The sequence below is a fragment of the Candidatus Neomarinimicrobiota bacterium genome (assembly GCA_021157965.1).
Lineage (GTDB): Bacteria > Fidelibacterota > Fidelibacteria > Fidelibacterales > Fidelibacteraceae > Fidelibacter.
Map to the genome: position 1 here is coordinate 1 of JAGGVO010000019.1, position 19,831 is coordinate 19,831.

Here is a 19,831-nt window from a genome sequence, read left to right on the forward strand (position 1 = left end):
GGTTGAGGTTGAGGTTGAGGGGGCAGTTATAGCCGATGGCTATGCCCTGGATCCGGTCTATCCCAATCCCTTTAATGCCACCCTGACCGTCCCCTTTACCCTCACCGAATCCATGAATGTCTCCATCGAACTCTTCGGGGTCTCCATGAACTTCTACAGCATTCTCGGCCAAAAAATGATGACTGTGGTGAACCGTGAATTCGGCGCCGGGTCATACAACTACACCGTACAGGCTAATGACTTGGCTTCGGGCATTTACTTTGTCCGGACGTCGTTTAACGGCCGGAGTCACATGCAAAAGGCGGTGCTTTTGAAGTAATACTGAATGATGAATTGGATTTGTTATGCCCCGGACTTTAGTCCGGGGTTTCTTTTTTTCTTAAGTTTTCCGTACGGAAGTCCGCGATTTTCAATCAACCAATCCAATCAAATCAATCCAATCCAATCAAATCAATCTTCCTCACGCTGCTATCACAGATAGACCAATTGAACGGCAAGAAGTGTTGCTTGAATCCTTTAACAATAAGCATAACGAAGTGCTGAATTCATGGATGCATTTAGCACATCATATATATGATTAACAATATTATCTTGCTTCATGTTGCATTTTGCTGTATCTTACCCCCCGGGGTGGGGGGCGTTACCTAAGCGAATTCATATATCCTGCTTTTCCTATAATCTTATTCCCAGATCAGCAAAAATCCCCAATTAAATCAATCAAACCAATCCAATCAATCTATCCAATCTTTCCCCATCATTCTTTATAAAGCATATCCGCCCCCAGCGTCCCTTTCAGCCGCTTCAGGTAGAAGGGTGATTTAACCCGTTCCAGCATTTCTGTGGCCCGGTCCAGGCGCTCCCGGATGCCCAGGCGGTCTGCTTCGTCTGTGTAGTTGGTTTTTTTGAGAAAATGCTTCAGATAGGTAATGTGCTGCTGCCAGTGGGCAATATCTGTCAGCTGTTTGTTCATAAGCCGTTCCCGGTACCACTCGCTGTTCAGCAGATAGTCCGGGGTGAACATTTTCCGGATTTCCGGATCATCCGGGGTTTTGCCTTGGTGATTGCCGTAGACCATGATATCCAAAAGTGCTTTGAGGGGTGGACAGGCAGCCGCCACGCACCCGTCATTGAAATAGGATTTGGCCACCCGTTTCTGGGCTTCGGTGATGTTCAGGATACCGTCCACATAGTCTTCCATGCTCTGCAGTTCGGGTTTGAGCATTTCTTCGTTGAAGACGGTATGGGGATCTTCAAAAACCCGCCCGAAAAAGTCCTGGACGAATTTTTCCGTGATTCGGTATCCCAGTCTGCTGGCATAAACCATTTTCCCCTTGTATTCGAAATCCTGAATTTTCTCCAGGTATCCGTTGCTCTTCAAATATTCCGGATCCCGCTCTTTCACCGTCAGGCGGCACCAGATTTCCGGGACAAGCAGACTGATGTCGTGATCCACCCGGTATTTGGGTCCTACATAACCTGCTGCCGTAGTAAAACCGTCATATCCGGTGAGAATATAGGAAACCAGGGCGTTGTTCAGGTCTGATGTGGGGACCAGGGCATTGAAAGGACCTTTTGTCAAAGCGCCTTCCGAGCCGGCACCGGTGGTGGAGGGAGATTTTCCCGTCAGGCTGCAGATAAAATCCATGAAGAGTTCCGGCAGTTCCTGGTAGTGGATGGGATTGTAAACCGCCAGGGGACGGATGCCCGGTTCCGGAGGATTGTTTCGCCGGCCGGGGAGGACTGCATTCACCGGGAAATAGACCGGTGAATCCGCCGGGATTTTCCGGTACAGACGGATGCCCATTTGAGCCAGATAACGGTCCCGGGGGTTCAGGATATCGGGCCGGTTTTGCAGATAGCGGACATTCTTGCCCGGTTTTCCGTTTACAATCCGGGGATGGGAGGAACTCACGAAATAAGTTCCTTCAGGATTCCGGGCTGCTTTCCGGATAATCTTCTTCATGGGGTCGGTGTATTTGTCAAAAAGGATGGCATTTTCCATGATTTCCCGGGCATCATCCGGCGTGAGGGGTTGGAAGTTGGAAATGAAAGTATTGGGTTTGGCCAGGTCTGCTTCAGCTTGTTTATCATATCCCCGGTTGATAGCCTCGTCCGGTCGTTGGAAAAACCGAAATTCGCAGTTTTCCGTGATTTTTACGCTGGGATTGTCGTAATCCGGGTTCAGGTAATTCAACTCCCGGGCGGGGACCACCGTCGAGGCGCTGATATCATCCTCCATCTGCAATTTATGGGCGCCCACAAAATCCTGCCGCAGCTTGTAGGTCCGCCAGCTTCCGTCCTTTTCAAAACCTACCCGCAGATAGGCGGCATACAGGCGGTGGTTCCGAAGCCGAAGTTCATTCCCCGGCTTGCCGTTTACATTGTCCACCGTGAAATGTTCGCGCCAGTTATTCCCCCATTCCTGTTTGTAAAAGCGTTTTACAATGAAAACCAGTCCCTTCACGTACATAGGGATGGATTTCAGCCATTTGTTGTATTCATCCGTGTATTTTTCGGAGGGGGTCAACAGCTTGATTGCAGACCCCATGGAGCGCTCCGGATCCAGAAACGGCCGGTTATCCTTGCGGTCAGAATCCTTGAAACGGGTGGAATAATCCTTCTGGATAATTTCATCCAGCAATTTGAAATCCTTCCGGATATCGGCTACGAAAAAGGGTCCGTAAATGATGGAATTGGCGATGGATTTGGATATTTCCGATTTCCCGCCGCCGGAGACGGTACACGGCTTGTGGATGAAGGTTCCTTCCGCCACCGTGCCGATTAATTGCCAGAAGGGAGCGCCCTGCTGTTTGATCATCCGGATCTGATAGCCCGACGGCATCAGGTAGATGTTTTCAGGCAAGAGTTTCAGAGTCTGGTTTTTTTTCCCTTTCTTCCAGCGGATGACCTGTTCTTTCAGGTTGATCTGGATATTCTCCGGTACATACATGATTTCAGGATAGGTCCTGTCAATGGCGTATCCCTCCGGTTTCTCCTCCATAATTTCTTTGTACATGGATGTCATCTCGCTGAATGTCAGTCCATTATGGGGAATCAGGTTGTCGTCCCGGAATTCATCCCCCAAATCATAGGTGGGAAAAACCAGGGCACCGCCGGCGTGTTCCTCCTCTGAATTGCCGTATAAATTGGCCGAAAAACTGATTTGACTCTTTACCTCTTTTTTGGTATAGCCGAAGTAATTATCCGAAAGGATGGTAAGGATTACACCATCGTCGGTCCGGGCCGTGATTTTAAAGGGTTGGCCGTCGTTATAGAGTTCATCCTCCTTTCCCCAGCACATGCCGTCCCGCTTTTGACGCTTGGTGGCTTTATCCACAGGAGGCAATCCCAACTCCTTTTTGGTCAGGTTGTTCAGGTGAGGCGCCAGAATCACGCATCCCGTGTGTCCCGTCCAGTGATCAATATCCAGGGCGGCATCGTTCTGAGGCAGGTAGGGATCTCCTGCATTCCCGAAGATGGATTCCACAAAATCCAGGTTGCTCACAAGACAGCCCGGGGCGAAAAATCGGATTTCCATGCTTTTCCTGGCATTATACCCCGGAACTTCCGGAGTCACGGTGGGACGGAGCAGGAGGGAGGTCCACACATAGGCCTTTTTATCCTGTGAGGCGGTGAAGGGCAGCTCCATCATCTCTTTGGGGACATCCAGAGCTTTTTTTAAAATGCGGCGGAAGGTCTCTTTTGGTACCGCCTTTTTATCATCAGGGATGGGCAGGCCGCCTTCACTCACATGAAAAACCCCCTTGGTGGTTCGACGGTCGTGCTTCGGATTGTGAAGAATACCCTGCTCAATCCGGTAGGATGAGACCGGCCCGTTGTGATATTCGTTTTGATCCGGCGGAATGGAGAGCATGCGGGCAATGCCGTGATGATCCAAAATGAAGGTGTCTGACGGCAGACGCACCGTACAATCTTCGTCGGTATCGCTGAAATAGTTGTTGATGAAATTCTGAATGCGCTGGTCCGCCGGACACAGGTAATTGGAGAGAAGGCGGTTTTTTTCCTGGTGATTGTAGATCAGATCCCGGGCCAGCTCAATGAACTCTTTGTCGTGGAGCGTACCGAAGACCGGTTCACCGAGAGCCGCCAGTTTAAAATTGATGTATTGAATCAGCCGTTCGGAATGATTCAACTGAATAACCCCGTCCGGATCAATGCCTAAAGCGCGCTTTAAATCCATATAAATGCTTCCTTTGTTTTAATTTGACCGATAAAAAAAGACCGGGTGGTCTGCCGTGTCTGCTTAACAGTCGTTCCTGTGATCATTTGTTTCTCCTCTCTTATACGACTGTCCGCGTTGTAAAATACTCAGGCTTGTAAGGAAGTTCAACAGGAATATTTTTCCGGGGATTGGGGAGATCCGGGAGGATGTTTTTACGCCGTGTGGAGGGCATTCAGGCGCTGATTCAGCTTTTTAATCAGCCGTTTTCCGGGATAGTAGTTTCGGATTTTTTTCAGTTCGTTTCCGAAAACCATCTGATAGTGATCCGGAGCGTTGAAGACAGAGTAATCCCTCAGAATGGCATTCCGCTGGATATAGGTGTGTTTTCCCGTCCATTCGTAAGAGAGGTTGTCCAGTTTGTGCACTCCCAGCCCCAATCCGTTGAATTCACCGGTCCTGAAGGGGATTTTCTTCAGTTGTTTTTCTATGAAGGCTTTGGGAAGGGTTGCGCCTTCCAGGATGATCCAGCGGTCATCGAGGAGGACTTCCACCCAGGCATGGACCAGAAGGGGGGGGATTTTTTTGTAGAGTTTGTCGTCGGGAATGCCCCGGAGAAACTCTTTTTTAATCAGAAAACCGTGAAACCGGCAGGGCATGTGAACATGGCGCAGCAATGCCATGAGGAGGATGCTTTTGGAAACACTCATTCCATAACCGGCTGCCAGAACCTCCGCTGCCGTCTGGAAAGGTTTTTTGGGAAAGCTGTAGGCAATGGAATCCCGGACAAATTCATAAATCTGCCGGGTGCGGGTTTCAGGATCGGCCTTGTCCCAACGGTGTTTTTCATTCAACGCGAAAAGGGTGGCGTTGTGAATGTCCAGTAAGGGGGTTTCTTCGAGAAAATGCTGTAAAAGTTCAAGATTCATGGTGTATTAATTTTGGCTTTCCTTTCTATCCTTGCTAATTTACGACGAAACCGAAGGGATGATAAAGTGAATTTACGCCAGGACTCCGAAACCCGTGAATCGAAACAGCGCAGAGCTGAAAAGATTATCCGCCGCTTGTACCTTATGTATCCTGCCAGTACCTGTTCGCTGATTCATGTGGATGCCTTTCAGCTTCTGGTGGCTACTATCCTCTCGGCCCAGTGTACCGATGAACGGGTGAATAAAGTCACCCCCGAGCTCTTCAGTCGCTGGAGTACCCCTCAAGCCATGTCACAAGCACCTTTACCTGAACTGATTGACGTGATTCGATCCACCGGTTTTTTTAACAATAAGGCTAAAAACATCCTGGCCGCATCCCGCATGATTGTGGAGAAATATGGTGGAAAAGTCCCCGAAACCCTGGAAGAACTGACCGGTTTACCGGGTGTGGGGCGGAAAACAGCCAATGTGATTCTGGGCGTGGCCTACCATCAACCGGGAATTGTGGTGGATACCCATGTGGGAAGGGTTTCCCGTCATCTGGGTTTTACCTGCCATACCGATCCGGTAAAGGTGGAATTCGATTTGCAGAAAATTCTTCCCCGGGAGCACTGGATTCAGTGGAACCATATGATTATTGACCATGGCCGGGCTGTCTGCACCGCCCGAAAACCCCACTGTGAGATGTGTGGCTTGTGTGACCTTTGCCCCGGTCCCTATTCTGAAAATGGAGAGAAGATACTGAAAAAGTGCCCGGATCACTTAAGCAAAGGAGAGTAAATATTCTATGAGCATGTGGAAAAACCTGTTCAAAAAACAAAATTTAAAAACAGCCTTTATATCCGGTCTCATCGTGGCTATCCCCCTGGGGATTACCATATTCACCCTCCAGTTTATTTTTGGGTTCATTGATAATATATTCGGCCGTTATTTCCGGGAGATTCTCCCCTTTTATATTCCCGGCATCGGTTTTATCGCCACATTTATAATCATCTTTTTTCTGGGTGCCTTTGTAAATCACTGGCTGGGAAAAAAGATGTTTGACCGCATCGAGCGGCGACTGTCAAAACTGCCTTTTCTGGGGAGTCTCTACACCGTTTCCCGGCAGATTGTGGAAATTATCGGTTCATCCCGACGGAAAGAATTTCAGAAGGTGATTTTTCTCCAGTATCCGGCAGAGGGGATTTGGACCATCGGTTTTGTTACAGGACAGTCTTTGGCAGCTGACGGAATTCGCATGTACAATGTATTTGTTCCCACCACCCCCAACCCCACGTCGGGATACATGGTGTTTATCCCCTGTGAGGATGCGGTGGATACGAAACTGACAATTGAAGAAGGACTGAAAATGCTGATTTCCGGAGGGCTGGTTTCACCGCCGGGAATGCCTTTTCCGGCAAAAAAGCAGTTGTCATTTTACCGGGACCAGGGTCCCCGGGGAAAGGCAGATTCACAAAATTCAACAGAAAAGACGGGAGATGAGTCATGAATAATGTATGGGTGATTTTGTTATCCTATCTGGCAGGATCCTTCCCCACGGCTTTGATTATGGGATACATCCTGAAAAGGGTGGATATCCGGACCCTGGGGAGCGGCAATATGGGGGCAACCAATGTCTTTCGTCAATTGGGAGTTACTGCAGGGATTATCACTCTGCTGCTGGATATGTTTAAGGGATTTGCATCGGCTTACTGGATTTCCAGGCTTGGGAGCGGAGATCCGGCGGGACTCATGATCCTGGCAGGTATCAGTGCGATTTTAGGACATACGTTTACACTCTTTGGGGGATTCCGCGGCGGTAAAGGTGTGGCAACAGCCACAGGGATGGCCCTGGCCATTGCGCCGGTGATTGTCCTGATTTGCGCCCTGATTTTTATCCTGACCCTCCTTCTCACCGGTTATGTGTCCGTGGCTTCCATGCTGGCCGTGAGTTTTTTCGGGATTATTCATATTGTTTTGTATTTTCTGGGGAATTATGATAGCATCTGGCTTCTGATTTTCAGCATCATGATTCCTTTTTTCATTCTCTGGACCCACCGGAGCAATGTGAAAAATCTGAGAAGGGGAGAAGAGGGACGTTTTGAAAACATCATGATTTTCAAACGGAAGAAATCCTCATGATTCATGTTTCAGCCGGTATTCTCATGGCGGATGGTTTAATACTTCTTTGTCAGCGCTTGCCCCGGGATCCTCATCCTCTGAAGTGGGAATTCCCCGGGGGAAAGGCGGAAACAGGTGAAACACCAAAAGAAGCCCTTATCCGCGAACTGACGGAAGAACTCTCCATCCATGTGACCTGTGTCAACAAAATTGTCTCATATCCCTACCAATACAAAAACCGGCAAGCCATCACCCTCCATTTTTTTCAAATCCTCTCTTTTGCAGGTCGGATACAGAATAAAGCTTTTCAAACCATGGAATGGGTCCGTCGGGAAAAGCTGCGGAAATATGATCTTTTAGCGGGGGACCTGGAATTTCTGGCCTGGCTGGATAAACATCCTCATGTTTTAAAAAAAGAATGCCTATAAACGGGAGAGGGGTCCTGTTGGGGACCCCTTTGATGTATGGTAAGTGAAATCTAAGTCACTACGATTTATAACGATGGAATATGCGGCGTGTTCCTGATTTTCTCAGAAGGGAAAAACGACGGCGCTTGCTTCATGGACCGGCTCCAGAATGAAGCGGGCTGAGATCCAGGTCATCTCATTGGCGCTGGCCATCAGCAGGCCGATCACGATCAGGGCGATGTAAGCAATGGTTCTTAATGTCAGTTGAATTCTCATTGTTCTTCTCCGTTTTTCACACATAAGACCTGACACACAGCAGAAAGTTGTCACTTTATTTTTCAGGAGGATGAATGCCGTATCCCGAAGATGGAAAGACCTCCCAATATCTTTCACTTTTTTTCAAATCTGCTTATGCATAAATTGCTTTATCTTGTATGGACGGATATAAGCAAATATTTCTCAGTCTTGTGTTGGTGATCGGACTGGCCGGTTGCGCGGGTCATCCCGTCATCTACCCCGGGAAAATGGAACCGGGGTCACGCACGTATAGCTTTGCCTTTTCCGTAGAAAATCTCTTTCCCGTTTACAGTGTGCACCAGAGCGTGAGTCCGAAAGTGGATCTGAACCTTCATGTGGGGGTTCCCTTTTGGGGATCGGGATTCAGTATGACATATCTGGCCAAAGGAGCTCCCGGCGCTACGCGCTTTACTAAAATTAATGCAGGATATATTTACCAGCAAAACCAGAGTGTGGAACTCAATATCGTCCGGGAATGGCATAATCGGACATCAACTCTTTCCTCTATCATGTTTGGCCCCAGAATTACCTGGATTCTGAAGGATGTCCGGGACGACAAAGCCCTCCGGTTCGGACTGATCGGCGGACTGGCCTTCCGCAAACACCTGCTTCTTGAAACCGGTTACACCTACGACTTCGCCCTCAGTACTTTTAAAAAGGACCCCGATTCCAATCTGCCGACAGGTCACCATCCTGTAACCGGACTTTCGGTGAGACTTGTTTTGATGGGGAAATGATTTTAGAAGTTGGAAGCTGGCACCTCGATACGTCCGCCTGTTGGCGGCCTACCCGGTGACCGGAAGTTGGCGCCGCTTCGCGGCTGATGTGTTTTCGTGGATTAACGGGCGGGCGTTGGGACTTTCAAACTGCCGCCTGCCGCCTTATTCTCTCCTCTTGGAAAACTCTCTCAAATATTTAAGAATAAAATCTCCGAATTTTAAAAAAAGCATAAATTTTTTTCCACAATAGAGAAAAATATCTTTATTATTGGGCTGGTAAAAATGGTGTCTTTCATATCTGAAAAAAATGAGGAGAGGAATGAACAATCAGTCCATTTTTGATGCCTATCCGCGGAACGATGCCTCCCTGTTGATACCTCTGTTGCAGAATATCCAGTCTGAATTCGGATATTTGCCGGAAGATCAGCTGGAAAAGGTAGCAGAGCATATCGGCATCCCTTTAAGTCGGGTGTATGGTGTGGCGACTTTTTACAATCAGTTCCGTTTGAAACCCCTGGGCAAATACGTGATAAAGGTTTGCCGGGGGACAGCCTGTCATGTGAAGGGCTCCCTGGATATTTTACGGATCCTGGAATCGGAACTGGGAATCAAAGCCGGAGACACAACCAAAGATTTAATGTTTTCCATTGAAACCGTGGCCTGTATCGGTGCCTGCAGTATTGCACCGGTCATCGTGATTAATGACGAGTACTTCGGCGGACTCACTCCCAAATCCATCCAGAAGCTGATAAAAAAATTCAAAGACAAAGGATAGATTCCATGAAGGATTTTCTTGAAATACTGAACCGAAAGGATACGGGTTTTCCAGTCACCCCCGATTTGTTTATGGATATCATCCATGAATCCCCGGAAGTAACCCTTCCTGCCAAGCTTGCAAAAGATCTTCGGGAATACAAGTCTCGCCTGACCCTGGAAAAGGCGGACAAGCCGGCAATTATTGTAGGTATGGGGACCTGTGGACTGGCAAACGGTGCCCAGGGTGTGTACGATACCTTTAAAGAAGAGCTGGAAAAACGCGGCATTGAAGCCGAACTGATTTCCACCGGGTGCGTGGGATACTGTGCCGAAGAGGTGATTGTGGATTTTAAACTTCCCGGATATCCCCGTCTCAGCTATGCCCGGGTGACCCCAAAGGATGTCCCCAACCTGATTGAAACCACTCTGATCAACCATGAACCGGTGCAGGATAAGGTGCTGGGGGTGTATCATGAAAAAAGTGAACAGAGCTGGGATAATCTGCCTGTCATCGACAATATTCCCTTTTTCAAAATCCAGCAGAAAGTGGTTCTGGAAAACTGCGGAATCATCGACCCTGAGAGCATTGATCAGTACATTGTTCGGGGAGGATACAAGGGACTCAGCCGCATTTTGAAGAGCATGTCCCCTGACGATGTAATTGAAGTTGTGTTGAAAGCCGGTCTCCGGGGCCGCGGTGGCGGAGGATTCAAAACAGGACAGAAATGGCAATTTGCCCGTCAGTCCAAAGGGGATATCAAGTACCTGATTTGCAATGCTGATGAAGGTGATCCGGGTGCTTTTATGGACCGGGCTGTTTTGGAAGGGGATCCCCATCGGGTGGTGGAAGGCATGGTGATTGCGGCCTATGCCATTGGAGCGTCTGAAGGATACATTTACTGCCGTGCCGAATATCCCCTGGCCATCAAACGCCTGAAAAAAACCCTTGCAGATGCGGAAAGGTACGGACTGTTGGGTGAAAATATATTGAACAGCGGATTTAGTTTTAAACTGAAAATCAAAGAAGGCGCCGGTGCTTTTGTGTGCGGAGAAGAAACGGCGCTGATCAATTCCATCGAAGGAAACCGTGGCATGCCCCGGCCCCGCCCCCCTTATCCCACAACGGAAGGTTTGTGGGGCAAACCGACAGTTATCAATAATGTGGAAACCTTTGCCAATGTACCGGTCATTATCCGCCGGGGGGCGGATTGGTATGCTTCCATCGGAACTGCAACCTCCAAGGGGACAAAGATTTTTGCCCTCTCAGGAAAGGTGAAGAACGTAGGCCTGGTGGAAGTCCCCATGGGTACTACCCTTCGACAGATTGTCTTTGATGTGGGCGGTGGCATTCCGGACGGGCGGCGGTTCAAGGCCGTGCAGATCGGTGGTCCGTCCGGAGGTGCCCTCCCGGAATCCGTTATCGATACGGCCATCGACTATGAAAACCTGAAAGAGATAGGAGCCATGATGGGCTCCGGCGGACTGGTTGTCATGGATGAAACCACTTGTATGGTCGATCTGGCCAAATATTTCATGACCTTTATTATGTCTGAATCCTGCGGGAAGTGTATTCCCTGCCGGGAAGGAACCAAGCGGCTCTATGAAACCCTGGAACGGCTGACACGAAGCTACAAAAACGAAAATGACCCGGAAGAAGCTCTCCTGCGTTTTCAGGGTATGGTTTATCTGGAGCGGCTGGCAAAAGTGATTACCACCACATCGTTGTGCGGACTGGGACAGACAGCAGCAAATCCGGTGCTCAGCACACTCAAATATTTCCGGGATGAGTACGAAGCTCACCTGTACGAACGAAAGTGTCCCGCCGGCGTGTGTAAGGAGCTTCTGACCTATAAAATCGATACCGATAAATGTACCGGCTGTACACTCTGTGCCATTAAGTGTCCTGTGGATGCCATCGTGGGTGAACGGAAAAAAGCTCATTACATCATTAACGACAAATGTACACGCTGTGGCCAGTGTATGATGATCTGTAATTTTAACGCCATTTATGTGGAATAAAAAAATCAGGGAAGCACATGAATATTACCATTAACAATATTGAAGTTTGGGCAAACCCGGGCGAGACGGTCCTCGAAGTGGCGGAACGGGAAGGAATTCGTATCCCCACTCTCTGTTACCTGAAGGGCTTTTCCCCCACAGGCTCCTGCCGGATGTGTATGGTGGAAGTGGAAGACCAGGGACGGCTGGTACCTTCCTGCGCCTTTCCGGTCTATGACGGCATGAAAGTGAAGACCAACTCGCCGGAAGTCCGCCGGGCCCGCAAAACCATCATCGAACTTCTGCTGGCAAACCATCCTCAGGATTGCCTGGTCTGTACCCGGAACGGGAATTGTGATTTACAATCCCTGGCAGCGGAATACGGAGTACGGAGTTATCGTTATGTGGGACAGCGCCGCAAGGGGAAACTCGATCTGGCGAGTCCCTCCATTGAACGGGATCCCGAAAAGTGTATTCTCTGCGGACGTTGTGTGCGGGTTTGCCATGAAATGCAAAACGTGGGTGCCATTGACCTGATCAACCGCGGTTTTAACAGTGCTGTTGCCCCGGCTATGGACCGGAGTCTGAATACTGTGGCCTGTGTCTATTGCGGTCAATGTATTGTTCACTGTCCTGTGGGTGCTCTTCGTGAAAAGAGCGATCAGAAACGGGTATGGGAAGCCATCAACAATACGGACAAACTGGTAGTGGCCCAGATTGCCCCTGCGGTCCGAGTAGCCATCGGCGAGGAATTCGGCCTGGAGCCAGGTGAAATTGTCACCGGGAAAATCGTGGCCGCCCTCCGGCGCATGGGTGTGGATACAGTGTTCGATACCAACTTTGCCGCCGATCTTACCATTATGGAAGAAGCTAATGAACTGATAGAGCGGATTACGCAGAAGAAAACCCTGCCGATGGTTACATCCTGCAGCCCGGGCTGGGTGAAATATCTGGAACACTTTTATCCTGACCTCATGGATCACCTGTCAAGCTGCAAATCCCCCCACGAGATGGAGGGAGCCATGATTAAATCCTATTATGCCCGGAAAATGGGTATTAATCCGGAAAAGATTTTTGTGGTATCCGTCATGCCCTGTATTGCCAAGAAATTCGAGGCACAACGGCCTGAACTGGGTAAGGAATACCAGGATGTAGATGCAGTCATCACAACCCGGGAACTGGCCCGGATGATCCGGGTGGCCGGACTTGATTTCTCCCGACTGCCCGACGAGGGGTTTGATGATCCTTTGGGTGAATCCACCGGTGCCGGTGCTATTTTTGGTGCCGCCGGCGGTGTGATGGAAGCCGCCCTCAGAACCGCCCACTATATGATGACCGGAAAAGATATGCCGGTTATTGACTTCTCACCTATCCGCGGACTCCAGGGCGTAAAGGAATCCACGGTGGAGATCAACGGGATTAAACTGAAAGTCGCCGCCGTGAGCGGGTTGAAAAATATTGATGTTCTCCTGAAAGACATGCAGGCCGGAAAATCCGAATACCACTTTATTGAAGTGATGGCCTGTCCTAACGGGTGTATTAACGGCGGTGGTCAGCCCTTGCCCAGTACCCCGGAAAAAATCCAAAAACGGACGGAAGCCATCTACAAAATTGACCAGGGACTGCCAAAACGGTGTTCTCACCATAATCAGTCCATTCAAAAACTCTATCATGAATTCCTTGAAAAGCCGGGCAGCCACACCGCCCATGATCTGCTCCACACTTACTATACCAAACGAAACCGGCATTAAGGTTTGAACCGAACAATATAAAGAGGTCTCCATGAGCAAAAAAATACTCTTGATTGATGACGATACCGACCTGATTAACATCTATAAGCCCTTTCTCCAAAAAAATGGTTTTGAAGTTGAAGCGGCTTATAACAGTGAAGAAGGGAAAAAACTCTTCAAATCTTTTAAACCCGATGTGGTCTTTGCCGATCTGGTCATGGAACACTTTGATTCGGGATTTGTTCTCTGCCACTGGATGGAAAATCAGCCGGAGCGTAAAAACGCCCATGTAGTGATTTTTACATCTACGGGGCACGAAACAGGATACCGCTTTTCCACACAGACATCGGAAGAAAAAAACTGGATCAATGCCGATGATTATCTGGAAAAACCCATTTCTCCCAATGACCTTTTGCAGTACATTAAGGATAAAGTACTGAAAGAATCGTGAAAATACTCGATGCCCGTATCCTGATTATTGATGCTGAAGCCGAGGTGGTGGAATTCTTGAAAAACCACCTGGGGAATCATCATGTCATTGAGTCCACAGGAAGCGGGATAGAAGGGATTGCCAAAGGTTCCTCCTCAGAATATGATATATATTTCATCAGCATGTCCCTGCCCGATATCAGCGGCAGGGATGTGTTGCATGCCATTCGGAAAGTCCATGAAGAGGCCATCTGCATCATGATGTCTGCTAATCCGTCCATTGACTCGGCAGTGCAGACAACCCAGATGGGCGCCTACAATTACATTTCCAAACCCTTTGATCCTGAAAAAATTATTCCCATGATTCATCGGGCGCTGGAACGGCGCTGGTATATTCTGGAAGCCCGGCGCCTGCGGGAAGAACGGGAAAACAACCTGGCGGAACTCAGTGTGGATAAGTCCCGCCTTTTTACCGTCATTAATTCCATCGATGACGGGATTCTGGTTATCAATCAGAATAAAGAGATTATTTTTTACAATCCCCGTTTTCTTCAGCTGATTGATACGGACCGTCAAATCCTCATCGGGGATTCCATGTTCCGATATTTGCCCCAATCCCTGCAAAAACAGATTTGTGAAATCCTCCGGAAAGCTGAATCCGAGGGTAAAACCGGTGCCATCAAACAGGAACTGGTGATTAAACCGCCTTTGGAGTTGGTGGTAATGGCTAATACGGCCCCTGTTCTCGGGGAAAACGGCCAGTGTCTCGGCGTTGTATCGGTCCTTCGGGATATAACTGAAATGAAACAACTGGAACAGTCCAAATCCCGCTTTGTGAACATGGTGGCTCACGAGCTGAAAGCTCCGCTGGCAGCTATCCACAGTTATCTGAAAATGATTTTAGACAATGCGCTGGGTGATGATATTGTTACTTATAATACCTATATGAAGCGTTCCCTGGAACGGACCGAAGCCCTCATGGAGTTGATCAGCGATCTGATGAATATTTTCCGGATGGATTCCAAGGCCGTGAAACGGAACCTGGAAAATGTGGAAGTAGCCGAGCTTCTGGAAAGCACCGTAGAATTGTTTAAACCCCAGATGGAAGAACGGGAAATCAGCGTGAATCTAACTCTGAAACACGGACTCTTTGTCAAGGCCGATCCCGAGGAAATCCGGCGGGTTTTTACCAATTTGATCTCCAATTCCATCAAATACAATAAATACGAGGGCAGTATCGATATTGCCTGTGTGGAAGACGGCCGCTGGGTGAAAGTCTCCGTAAAAGATACCGGTATCGGCATGACACCCGACGAAAAAGACCGCCTGTTTCAGGAATTCTTCCGGGCGAAAAACAAATTCACCCGGGATATTACCGGCACCGGTCTGGGACTGACTATCCTGAAAAAAATTGTGGATGAATACGCAGGTCGCATCACCGTGGATACGGAATATGGGAAGGGAAGCACGTTTACGGTATATCTGCCGAGAGTTGAGAGGTGAGAGTCGTAAAGACAGGATACGTCCGGTCCCTGAGTTTTGAGTTATTCCTCCCGCAGAGTGCGCTATGCACAGTGGAATTGGGAATGAAGAATGAGATGATTGGATGATTGACCTCAGGCTTCAGTCTGTTGAAATATTTGACACAGTATATATATGATTAATAATATTATCTTGCTTTATGTCAGATTTCGGTGTATTTTACCCCCGGGGTGGGGGGCGTTATCTTATTGAAATAATATATCCCATTTCTCTTATAATCTCGGTATCAAATCAGTAGAAAATCCCCAATCGAATCAATCATTTTTAATAAGTTAGAAGCTGGAAGTTAGCGCTGCTTCGCGGCTGGTGTGTAATAAAGTGACGAGTGACAACTGCTGCTTCATTCTTCCGGACCGAAATCCGGGGTTGTCAATTCCCCAATCATCCAGTCAAATCAATCAATAATCTCTGTCCTTCTCCTGCAACACAAATTCATATCTCACAATTCCAACTCAACGGCAGGTCATGTCCTGCTGCTACAACTCTCCACTCTCTACTCAGTCCATAATAATGCTCAGCGCCGTTGTTAATTTAAGCACGTTCTGATTGGCTGTCCTCAGGTCATTGGCCAGTTTACAGGCAATGTTTTTCATAATAACGGCACCGATGTGGGGATATTTTTCCGCCAGTGTTTCCAGGTCGGAATTTTTAAAAATACCGATGATACACGGTTTCACGGCTTTTACATTGGCGCTTCGGGGAACATTCGGCTGAATCAGGCTCATTTCACCGATAAAAGGGTGGTTCTCATGAGTCAGGCGGATGAAGGCCTTTTCCCGTGTATCCCGGGCTCCGGGGGACATTGGCAACGTAAGGGGCTGGGAGATTTCAACTTCACCCTCAAGCAGGAGAAACATGAAATTCCCTTTGTCACCCTCCCGGATGATCATCTCGCCTTTCGGGACCTGATGCAACTCCATAAAGGGGTAAAAGGTCTTGATCTCATCCAGGGATAAATCCCGGAAAAAGGCGTATTCTTTTAATTGCTGGATATATTTTTGTGTCATAGTGTCACCGGATCAGGACGGCCAGATCATCGTCTGAGATGATATAATCATCCTCTGGGTTAAGATGAATGTTAATGCGGCTTTTATCTTCCATGGAGTGTCCTGCCATCCGGAGTTTCCGCTCAATGAAAGCATCCAGGTGACTGGAGTCGGATGAGAGGAAATCGGAAAAGGAGGCTCTCTTCTTTTCACTGACCACACCGATGAGAATTGCCCTGTCCTCTTCCCGGAAAAACCGGGATGCTTCTTTGAAGGTTTTTCCCACCAGCGCGGACGGCATTTTTTCCCGGTACAAGGAGGGATTCACTTTGTGATTCATCAGTTGGAAATAGGCCTGGGGCACACCGGGCATGAGCACCGAGGATGCCAGGATAAATCCGCTGTATTCATCGCGGACAATCACTTCATCGGCATTGGCGCGCTTCAGGTGGGAACGGTTTTCACTGCGATTAATGAAAGCGATGACCGGGGTTTTGGGAGAAAGGGATTTGATGGAGAGAGTGGCCAGGACCGTCTTTTCATCCGGATCTCCCTGAATATCCAGGTCGTTCGGGATGATAATCACGGACCGGGCATCCTGCAGGTTAGCCCTTTCCAGGACAAATTCCTTGGTAAAATCTCCCCGGACATACTGAATATCTGCGTTCTTGTACTGGAAAATGATGTTGTTGACATCTTCTTCCGGCAGTTCGTTGATGAGGACGATGGAACACAGGTCATGATTTTCAAAGAGGGAGATGATAGATTCAATAAGGCTGATAGCCTCTTCATTCCAGCCGCAGATGATGATATGATTGGAAACGGTTACGGTAGCCAAACCTTTACCCTCCCTGATTTTTCGGGCGACAAATGTCGATGAAATTGTTGCCGTGAGCATGGAAACAAAGGTGATTCCGCCGAACATGATCAAAACCGCCACAACCCGGGGCAATCCCGGTCCCGGAATCAGATCCCCGTACCCCACGGTGGTAATGGTAACAAAAGCCCACCAAAGGGCTTCCTGCAATGAGTGGAAACTGACGGGATCCACCAGTAAAATAACCAGCGATCCCAGAAAGGGGACCGCCAGTAAACCGGTCAGGACGGGTATGTAACGCTGGCGGGAAATATTTTTAAGTTGCCGGCGTATGTTCATAAACCGCGTCCTTCATACGTCGGTAACGTCGTGGAATGTACATAATGGTTGGAATTGGCCATATTTGGTCTTACATGTCGTACATCCGGGTGGAGTCCATGACAAAGCGCCGCTTTTCGTGATCCTCCAGCTCCGATAAATTGGTGAAAATATCCCGGATTTCGGGAATATCGCTGTTCTGGGCAATCTTTTTGTAAATACGGATCAGACAGTCATCAAGCTGAATGGCCATGCGGATGATTTCTTCCACGATCATGTTGTCAAATTTGATGATTTTGGAAGAGAGTTCTTTTCGCAGATCTTCGCACAGCGTGTATTTGAACCATGTCTCCAACACTTTTACCGAGATGTTTTCTTCAATGTGCTCAATATTCTTTTCCAGTTTTTCTTCGTGGATTGTCAGATAGTCCAACAGCATTTTAACACGGACCTGATCGGTTTTATCGTTGAGTGTCTTGTAGTAGCGGGAAAGCTGATGGTGGAAATCTTTGGCATAGTTCAGCACATCCTGTGCCTGTTTGAAACTGATCATTTTGATTCTCCCTGCCTGGAACCGGCTGAGCGGTCCGGCGGATTGTGTTTATGTCAAGAATTTCCTGTATCTCTGTTTTTCCGGAACCCTTCACACGGATTCACCGGCCGATTTTCGATCCAATGAAACCATTCTCTCCTGTAACAATGAGTTTCATGATGTTCTCAAAAGATAGGTATTTATATATAAAGATAGGGTTTAACAGATTGAATGGCAAGAAGGACTTTTTGCGGCGTTTAAAAACTGCCTGTCTCAAAAAAAGTTTCTACCGTTTTAATCCCACAGGATTTGGCATCCTCCAGCGTTCCCGTAAAAAGGATTTTTCCCTCATCCAGAAACACAATCCGGTCTGCAATGCGGTGAATGCTTGCCAGTTCGTGTGTCACCACCAGGATGGTCATGTTAAACTGCTCTTTCAATGTGAGTATCAGCTTGTCCAATGCGGCACTGGAGAGAGGATCAAGACCGGCCGACGGTTCATCGCAGAAGAGGATTTCCGGATCCAGAGCAATGGCCCTTGCCAGAGCCGCCCGTTTGCGCATCCCCCCGGAGAGTTCCGACGGAAGCAGATGCATGGCGTGGGTGAGTCCTACCAACCGGAGTTTTACCGCAACACTCTTTTCAATCAGCTCCGGGTCCAGATGACTGTGCTGTTCCAGGGGGATAGCTACGTTATCCTTGACGGTGACCGAATTCAGGAGCGCCCCGTTTTGAAATAATACCCCCATCCGTTGCAGAGTCTCTTTGTATTTCTTTTCATCCGATTCGGTAAAAGGCCTGCCGAAAATGAAGATCTCTCCCTTTTCCGGAGTGACCAGCCCGGTGATGGATTTCAGCAGTGTGGTTTTTCCGCAGCCGCTTTCGCCCAGAATGACCGTCACTTCGCGGGGATAAATATCCAGGTTAATCTGGTCCAGAATGATCCGGTCCCCAAAGCGGGTTGTCAGGTTTTGGATTTGTATAATGGGTTCAGGCATAGATATCAGAACATGTAAATAAGGCTGAAAATGGCATCAAACACAATCACGGCAAAAATGGAGGCTACCACGGCGGATGTGGTGACTTTTCCTACACCTTCAGCACCGCCTTCCGCCCGGAAACCAAAATAACTGCCAATGATGACAATCACCCAGGCAAAAAAGACACTTTTACTCAGACCGATGAGCAGATCCTTGGGTTCCAGAATGTTGATGGTCTGATTGAAATATGTTACCAGGTTCAAATCCAGGTAGGTCAGTCCGATAATGAATCCACCGAAGATGCCGAGGATAATGGAGAGCATAACCAGCAGGGGCATGCAGACACTGATGGCCAGAAATTTGGGGACCACCACATACCGGATGGGATTCAGAGCCATCATGCGCAGGGCATCCAGTTCTTCCGTCACTTTCATGGTGGAAATTTCTGCGGCAAAAGAGGAACCGCTCCGGCCGGCAATAATAATGGCCGTCATCATAGGACCCATTTCGCGAACCATGGAAATGGCAATGAGATCCGCAATGTAAACCCCGGCCCCGAACTGCCGAAGCTGAGCTGCAGATTGAAGGGCAATAATAAGCCCCAGAACGATGGATAACAAACCTACGATACCCACTGCATTGCTTCCGATTAAAACCATTTGCTGACTGACTGATCCCTTCCGACGTCCCCGGGATGTGAAAATTCCGTAAAATGACCATAGGATAATTTCCGATGTCAGGTACAGGATATCCCTGAAAGCGTTCCAGGTTTGAACCAGTATATTGCCGGCGGCTTCCAAAAAGCCGGCTTCTCGGGGCGGTTTCGGGATTTTTACCCCTTGAGAACTGAAGGTTTCCAGTGCCTTTTGGGTTTTGGCATCGGCATGGCGGACCTCTGCCCCGGGAAAAAGCTTTTTTCGGAGCCAGTCTATAAAGACAACTCCTGTGCTGTCGATATATTTCAGTTTCGCCAGATCAATAGATGAAACAGGCATTTTTCTGTGTTTCCGGATTGTTTTTTTCAAAACGGGAATGCTTTGATGGGTCAGCATTCCTTCTATGTGGAGGACAGTATTCTCGACAGTAATTCTGCCGTTGTGGTCTAAGGTCA

19 protein-coding genes are annotated in these 19,831 nt (G+C 48.5%); 11 read left to right on the forward strand and 8 right to left on the reverse strand.

The window, feature by feature from the left end:
- Positions 1-319: T9SS type A sorting domain-containing protein (locus J7K63_02470; protein MCD6233890.1), on the forward strand; the 319-nt coding region annotated here is incomplete at its 5' end.
- 435 nt (positions 320-754) lie between these two features.
- Here J7K63_02470 and J7K63_02475 read toward each other — a convergent pair.
- Positions 755-4,201 carry a hypothetical protein gene (locus tag J7K63_02475; protein MCD6233891.1) on the reverse strand — a complete coding sequence of 1,149 codons (3,447 nt, stop codon included), beginning with the start codon at positions 4,199-4,201 and terminating at the stop codon, positions 755-757.
- A 194-nt stretch (positions 4,202-4,395) separates the two neighbouring features.
- Positions 4,396-5,109: a transglutaminase domain-containing protein gene (locus J7K63_02480; GenBank protein ID MCD6233892.1), complete on the reverse strand. Its 714-nt coding sequence runs from the start codon at positions 5,107-5,109 to the stop codon at positions 4,396-4,398.
- Between the two features lie 144 nt (positions 5,110-5,253).
- Between J7K63_02480 and nth the strand changes: the two genes are divergently transcribed.
- The 4 genes from nth to J7K63_02500 are packed head-to-tail and all read left to right on the forward strand — an operon-like array spanning position 5,254 to position 7,637.
- A complete protein-coding gene (gene nth, locus J7K63_02485; GenBank protein ID MCD6233893.1) occupies positions 5,254-5,889 on the forward strand; it encodes an endonuclease III in 636 nt (211 codons plus the stop codon).
- Between the two features lie 7 nt (positions 5,890-5,896).
- Positions 5,897-6,598, forward strand: coding sequence for a DUF502 domain-containing protein (locus J7K63_02490; GenBank protein ID MCD6233894.1), 702 nt, complete (start codon positions 5,897-5,899; stop codon positions 6,596-6,598).
- On the forward strand, positions 6,595-7,230 hold the full coding sequence (gene plsY, locus J7K63_02495) for a glycerol-3-phosphate 1-O-acyltransferase PlsY (GenBank protein ID MCD6233895.1): 636 nt from the start codon (positions 6,595-6,597) through the stop codon (positions 7,228-7,230). The genes J7K63_02490 and plsY overlap by 4 nt, the downstream gene beginning before the upstream one ends.
- Positions 7,227-7,637: a (deoxy)nucleoside triphosphate pyrophosphohydrolase gene (locus tag J7K63_02500; protein ID MCD6233896.1), complete on the forward strand. Its 411-nt coding sequence runs from the start codon at positions 7,227-7,229 to the stop codon at positions 7,635-7,637. Before plsY ends, J7K63_02500 begins: the two co-directional genes overlap by 4 nt.
- A 102-nt stretch (positions 7,638-7,739) precedes the next feature.
- Here J7K63_02500 and J7K63_02505 read toward each other — a convergent pair whose 3' ends face one another.
- Positions 7,740-7,892 (reverse strand): hypothetical protein, encoded by a 153-nt coding sequence (locus J7K63_02505; GenBank protein ID MCD6233897.1) that lies wholly within the window; start codon positions 7,890-7,892, stop codon positions 7,740-7,742.
- A 158-nt stretch (positions 7,893-8,050) separates the two neighbouring features.
- Between J7K63_02505 and J7K63_02510 the strand changes: the two genes are divergently transcribed.
- The 6 genes from J7K63_02510 to J7K63_02535 all read left to right on the forward strand — a co-directional run bounded on the left by J7K63_02510 (position 8,051) and on the right by J7K63_02535 (position 15,048).
- A complete protein-coding gene (locus tag J7K63_02510) occupies positions 8,051-8,650 on the forward strand; it encodes a hypothetical protein (protein MCD6233898.1) in 600 nt (199 codons plus the stop codon).
- Positions 8,651-8,951: 301 nt separating this feature from the next.
- Entirely contained in the window at positions 8,952-9,407 is a 456-nt protein-coding gene (gene nuoE, locus J7K63_02515) for an NADH-quinone oxidoreductase subunit NuoE (protein ID MCD6233899.1), read from the forward strand.
- 191 nt (positions 9,408-9,598) lie between these two features.
- Positions 9,599-11,407 (forward strand): NADH-quinone oxidoreductase subunit NuoF, encoded by a 1,809-nt coding sequence (locus J7K63_02520; GenBank protein MCD6233900.1) that lies wholly within the window; start codon positions 9,599-9,601, stop codon positions 11,405-11,407.
- Positions 11,408-11,424: 17 nt separating this feature from the next.
- Entirely contained in the window at positions 11,425-13,137 is a 1,713-nt protein-coding gene (locus J7K63_02525) for an iron hydrogenase small subunit (protein MCD6233901.1), read from the forward strand.
- 31 nt (positions 13,138-13,168) lie between these two features.
- Complete coding sequence (locus J7K63_02530; protein ID MCD6233902.1) at positions 13,169-13,567, forward strand: response regulator; 399 nt, start codon at positions 13,169-13,171, stop codon at positions 13,565-13,567.
- Positions 13,564-15,048 carry a response regulator gene (locus J7K63_02535; protein ID MCD6233903.1) on the forward strand — a complete coding sequence of 495 codons (1,485 nt, stop codon included), beginning with the start codon at positions 13,564-13,566 and terminating at the stop codon, positions 15,046-15,048. Before J7K63_02530 ends, J7K63_02535 begins: the two co-directional genes overlap by 4 nt.
- Positions 15,049-15,584: 536 nt before the next feature.
- On the opposite strand, the gene J7K63_02540 is transcribed toward J7K63_02535, so the two are convergent.
- From J7K63_02540 to J7K63_02560, 5 genes are all read right to left on the reverse strand, one after another.
- Positions 15,585-16,094: a cyclic nucleotide-binding domain-containing protein gene (locus J7K63_02540; protein ID MCD6233904.1), complete on the reverse strand. Its 510-nt coding sequence runs from the start codon at positions 16,092-16,094 to the stop codon at positions 15,585-15,587.
- Positions 16,095-16,098: 4 nt separating this feature from the next.
- Complete coding sequence (locus J7K63_02545) at positions 16,099-17,229, reverse strand: NAD-binding protein (protein ID MCD6233905.1); 1,131 nt, start codon at positions 17,227-17,229, stop codon at positions 16,099-16,101.
- Between the two features lie 70 nt (positions 17,230-17,299).
- Entirely contained in the window at positions 17,300-17,761 is a 462-nt protein-coding gene (locus J7K63_02550) for a hypothetical protein (GenBank protein MCD6233906.1), read from the reverse strand.
- Positions 17,762-17,997: 236 nt separating this feature from the next.
- The gene (locus J7K63_02555) at positions 17,998-18,738 is read right to left on the reverse strand and encodes an ATP-binding cassette domain-containing protein (protein MCD6233907.1); all 741 of its coding nucleotides are present in this window, start codon (positions 18,736-18,738) and stop codon (positions 17,998-18,000) included.
- A gap of 5 nt (positions 18,739-18,743) precedes the next feature.
- Positions 18,744-19,772, reverse strand: a complete 1,029-nt coding sequence (locus tag J7K63_02560; protein ID MCD6233908.1) for an ABC transporter permease — start codon at positions 19,770-19,772, stop codon at positions 18,744-18,746.
- Positions 19,773-19,831 lie beyond the last annotated feature (59 nt).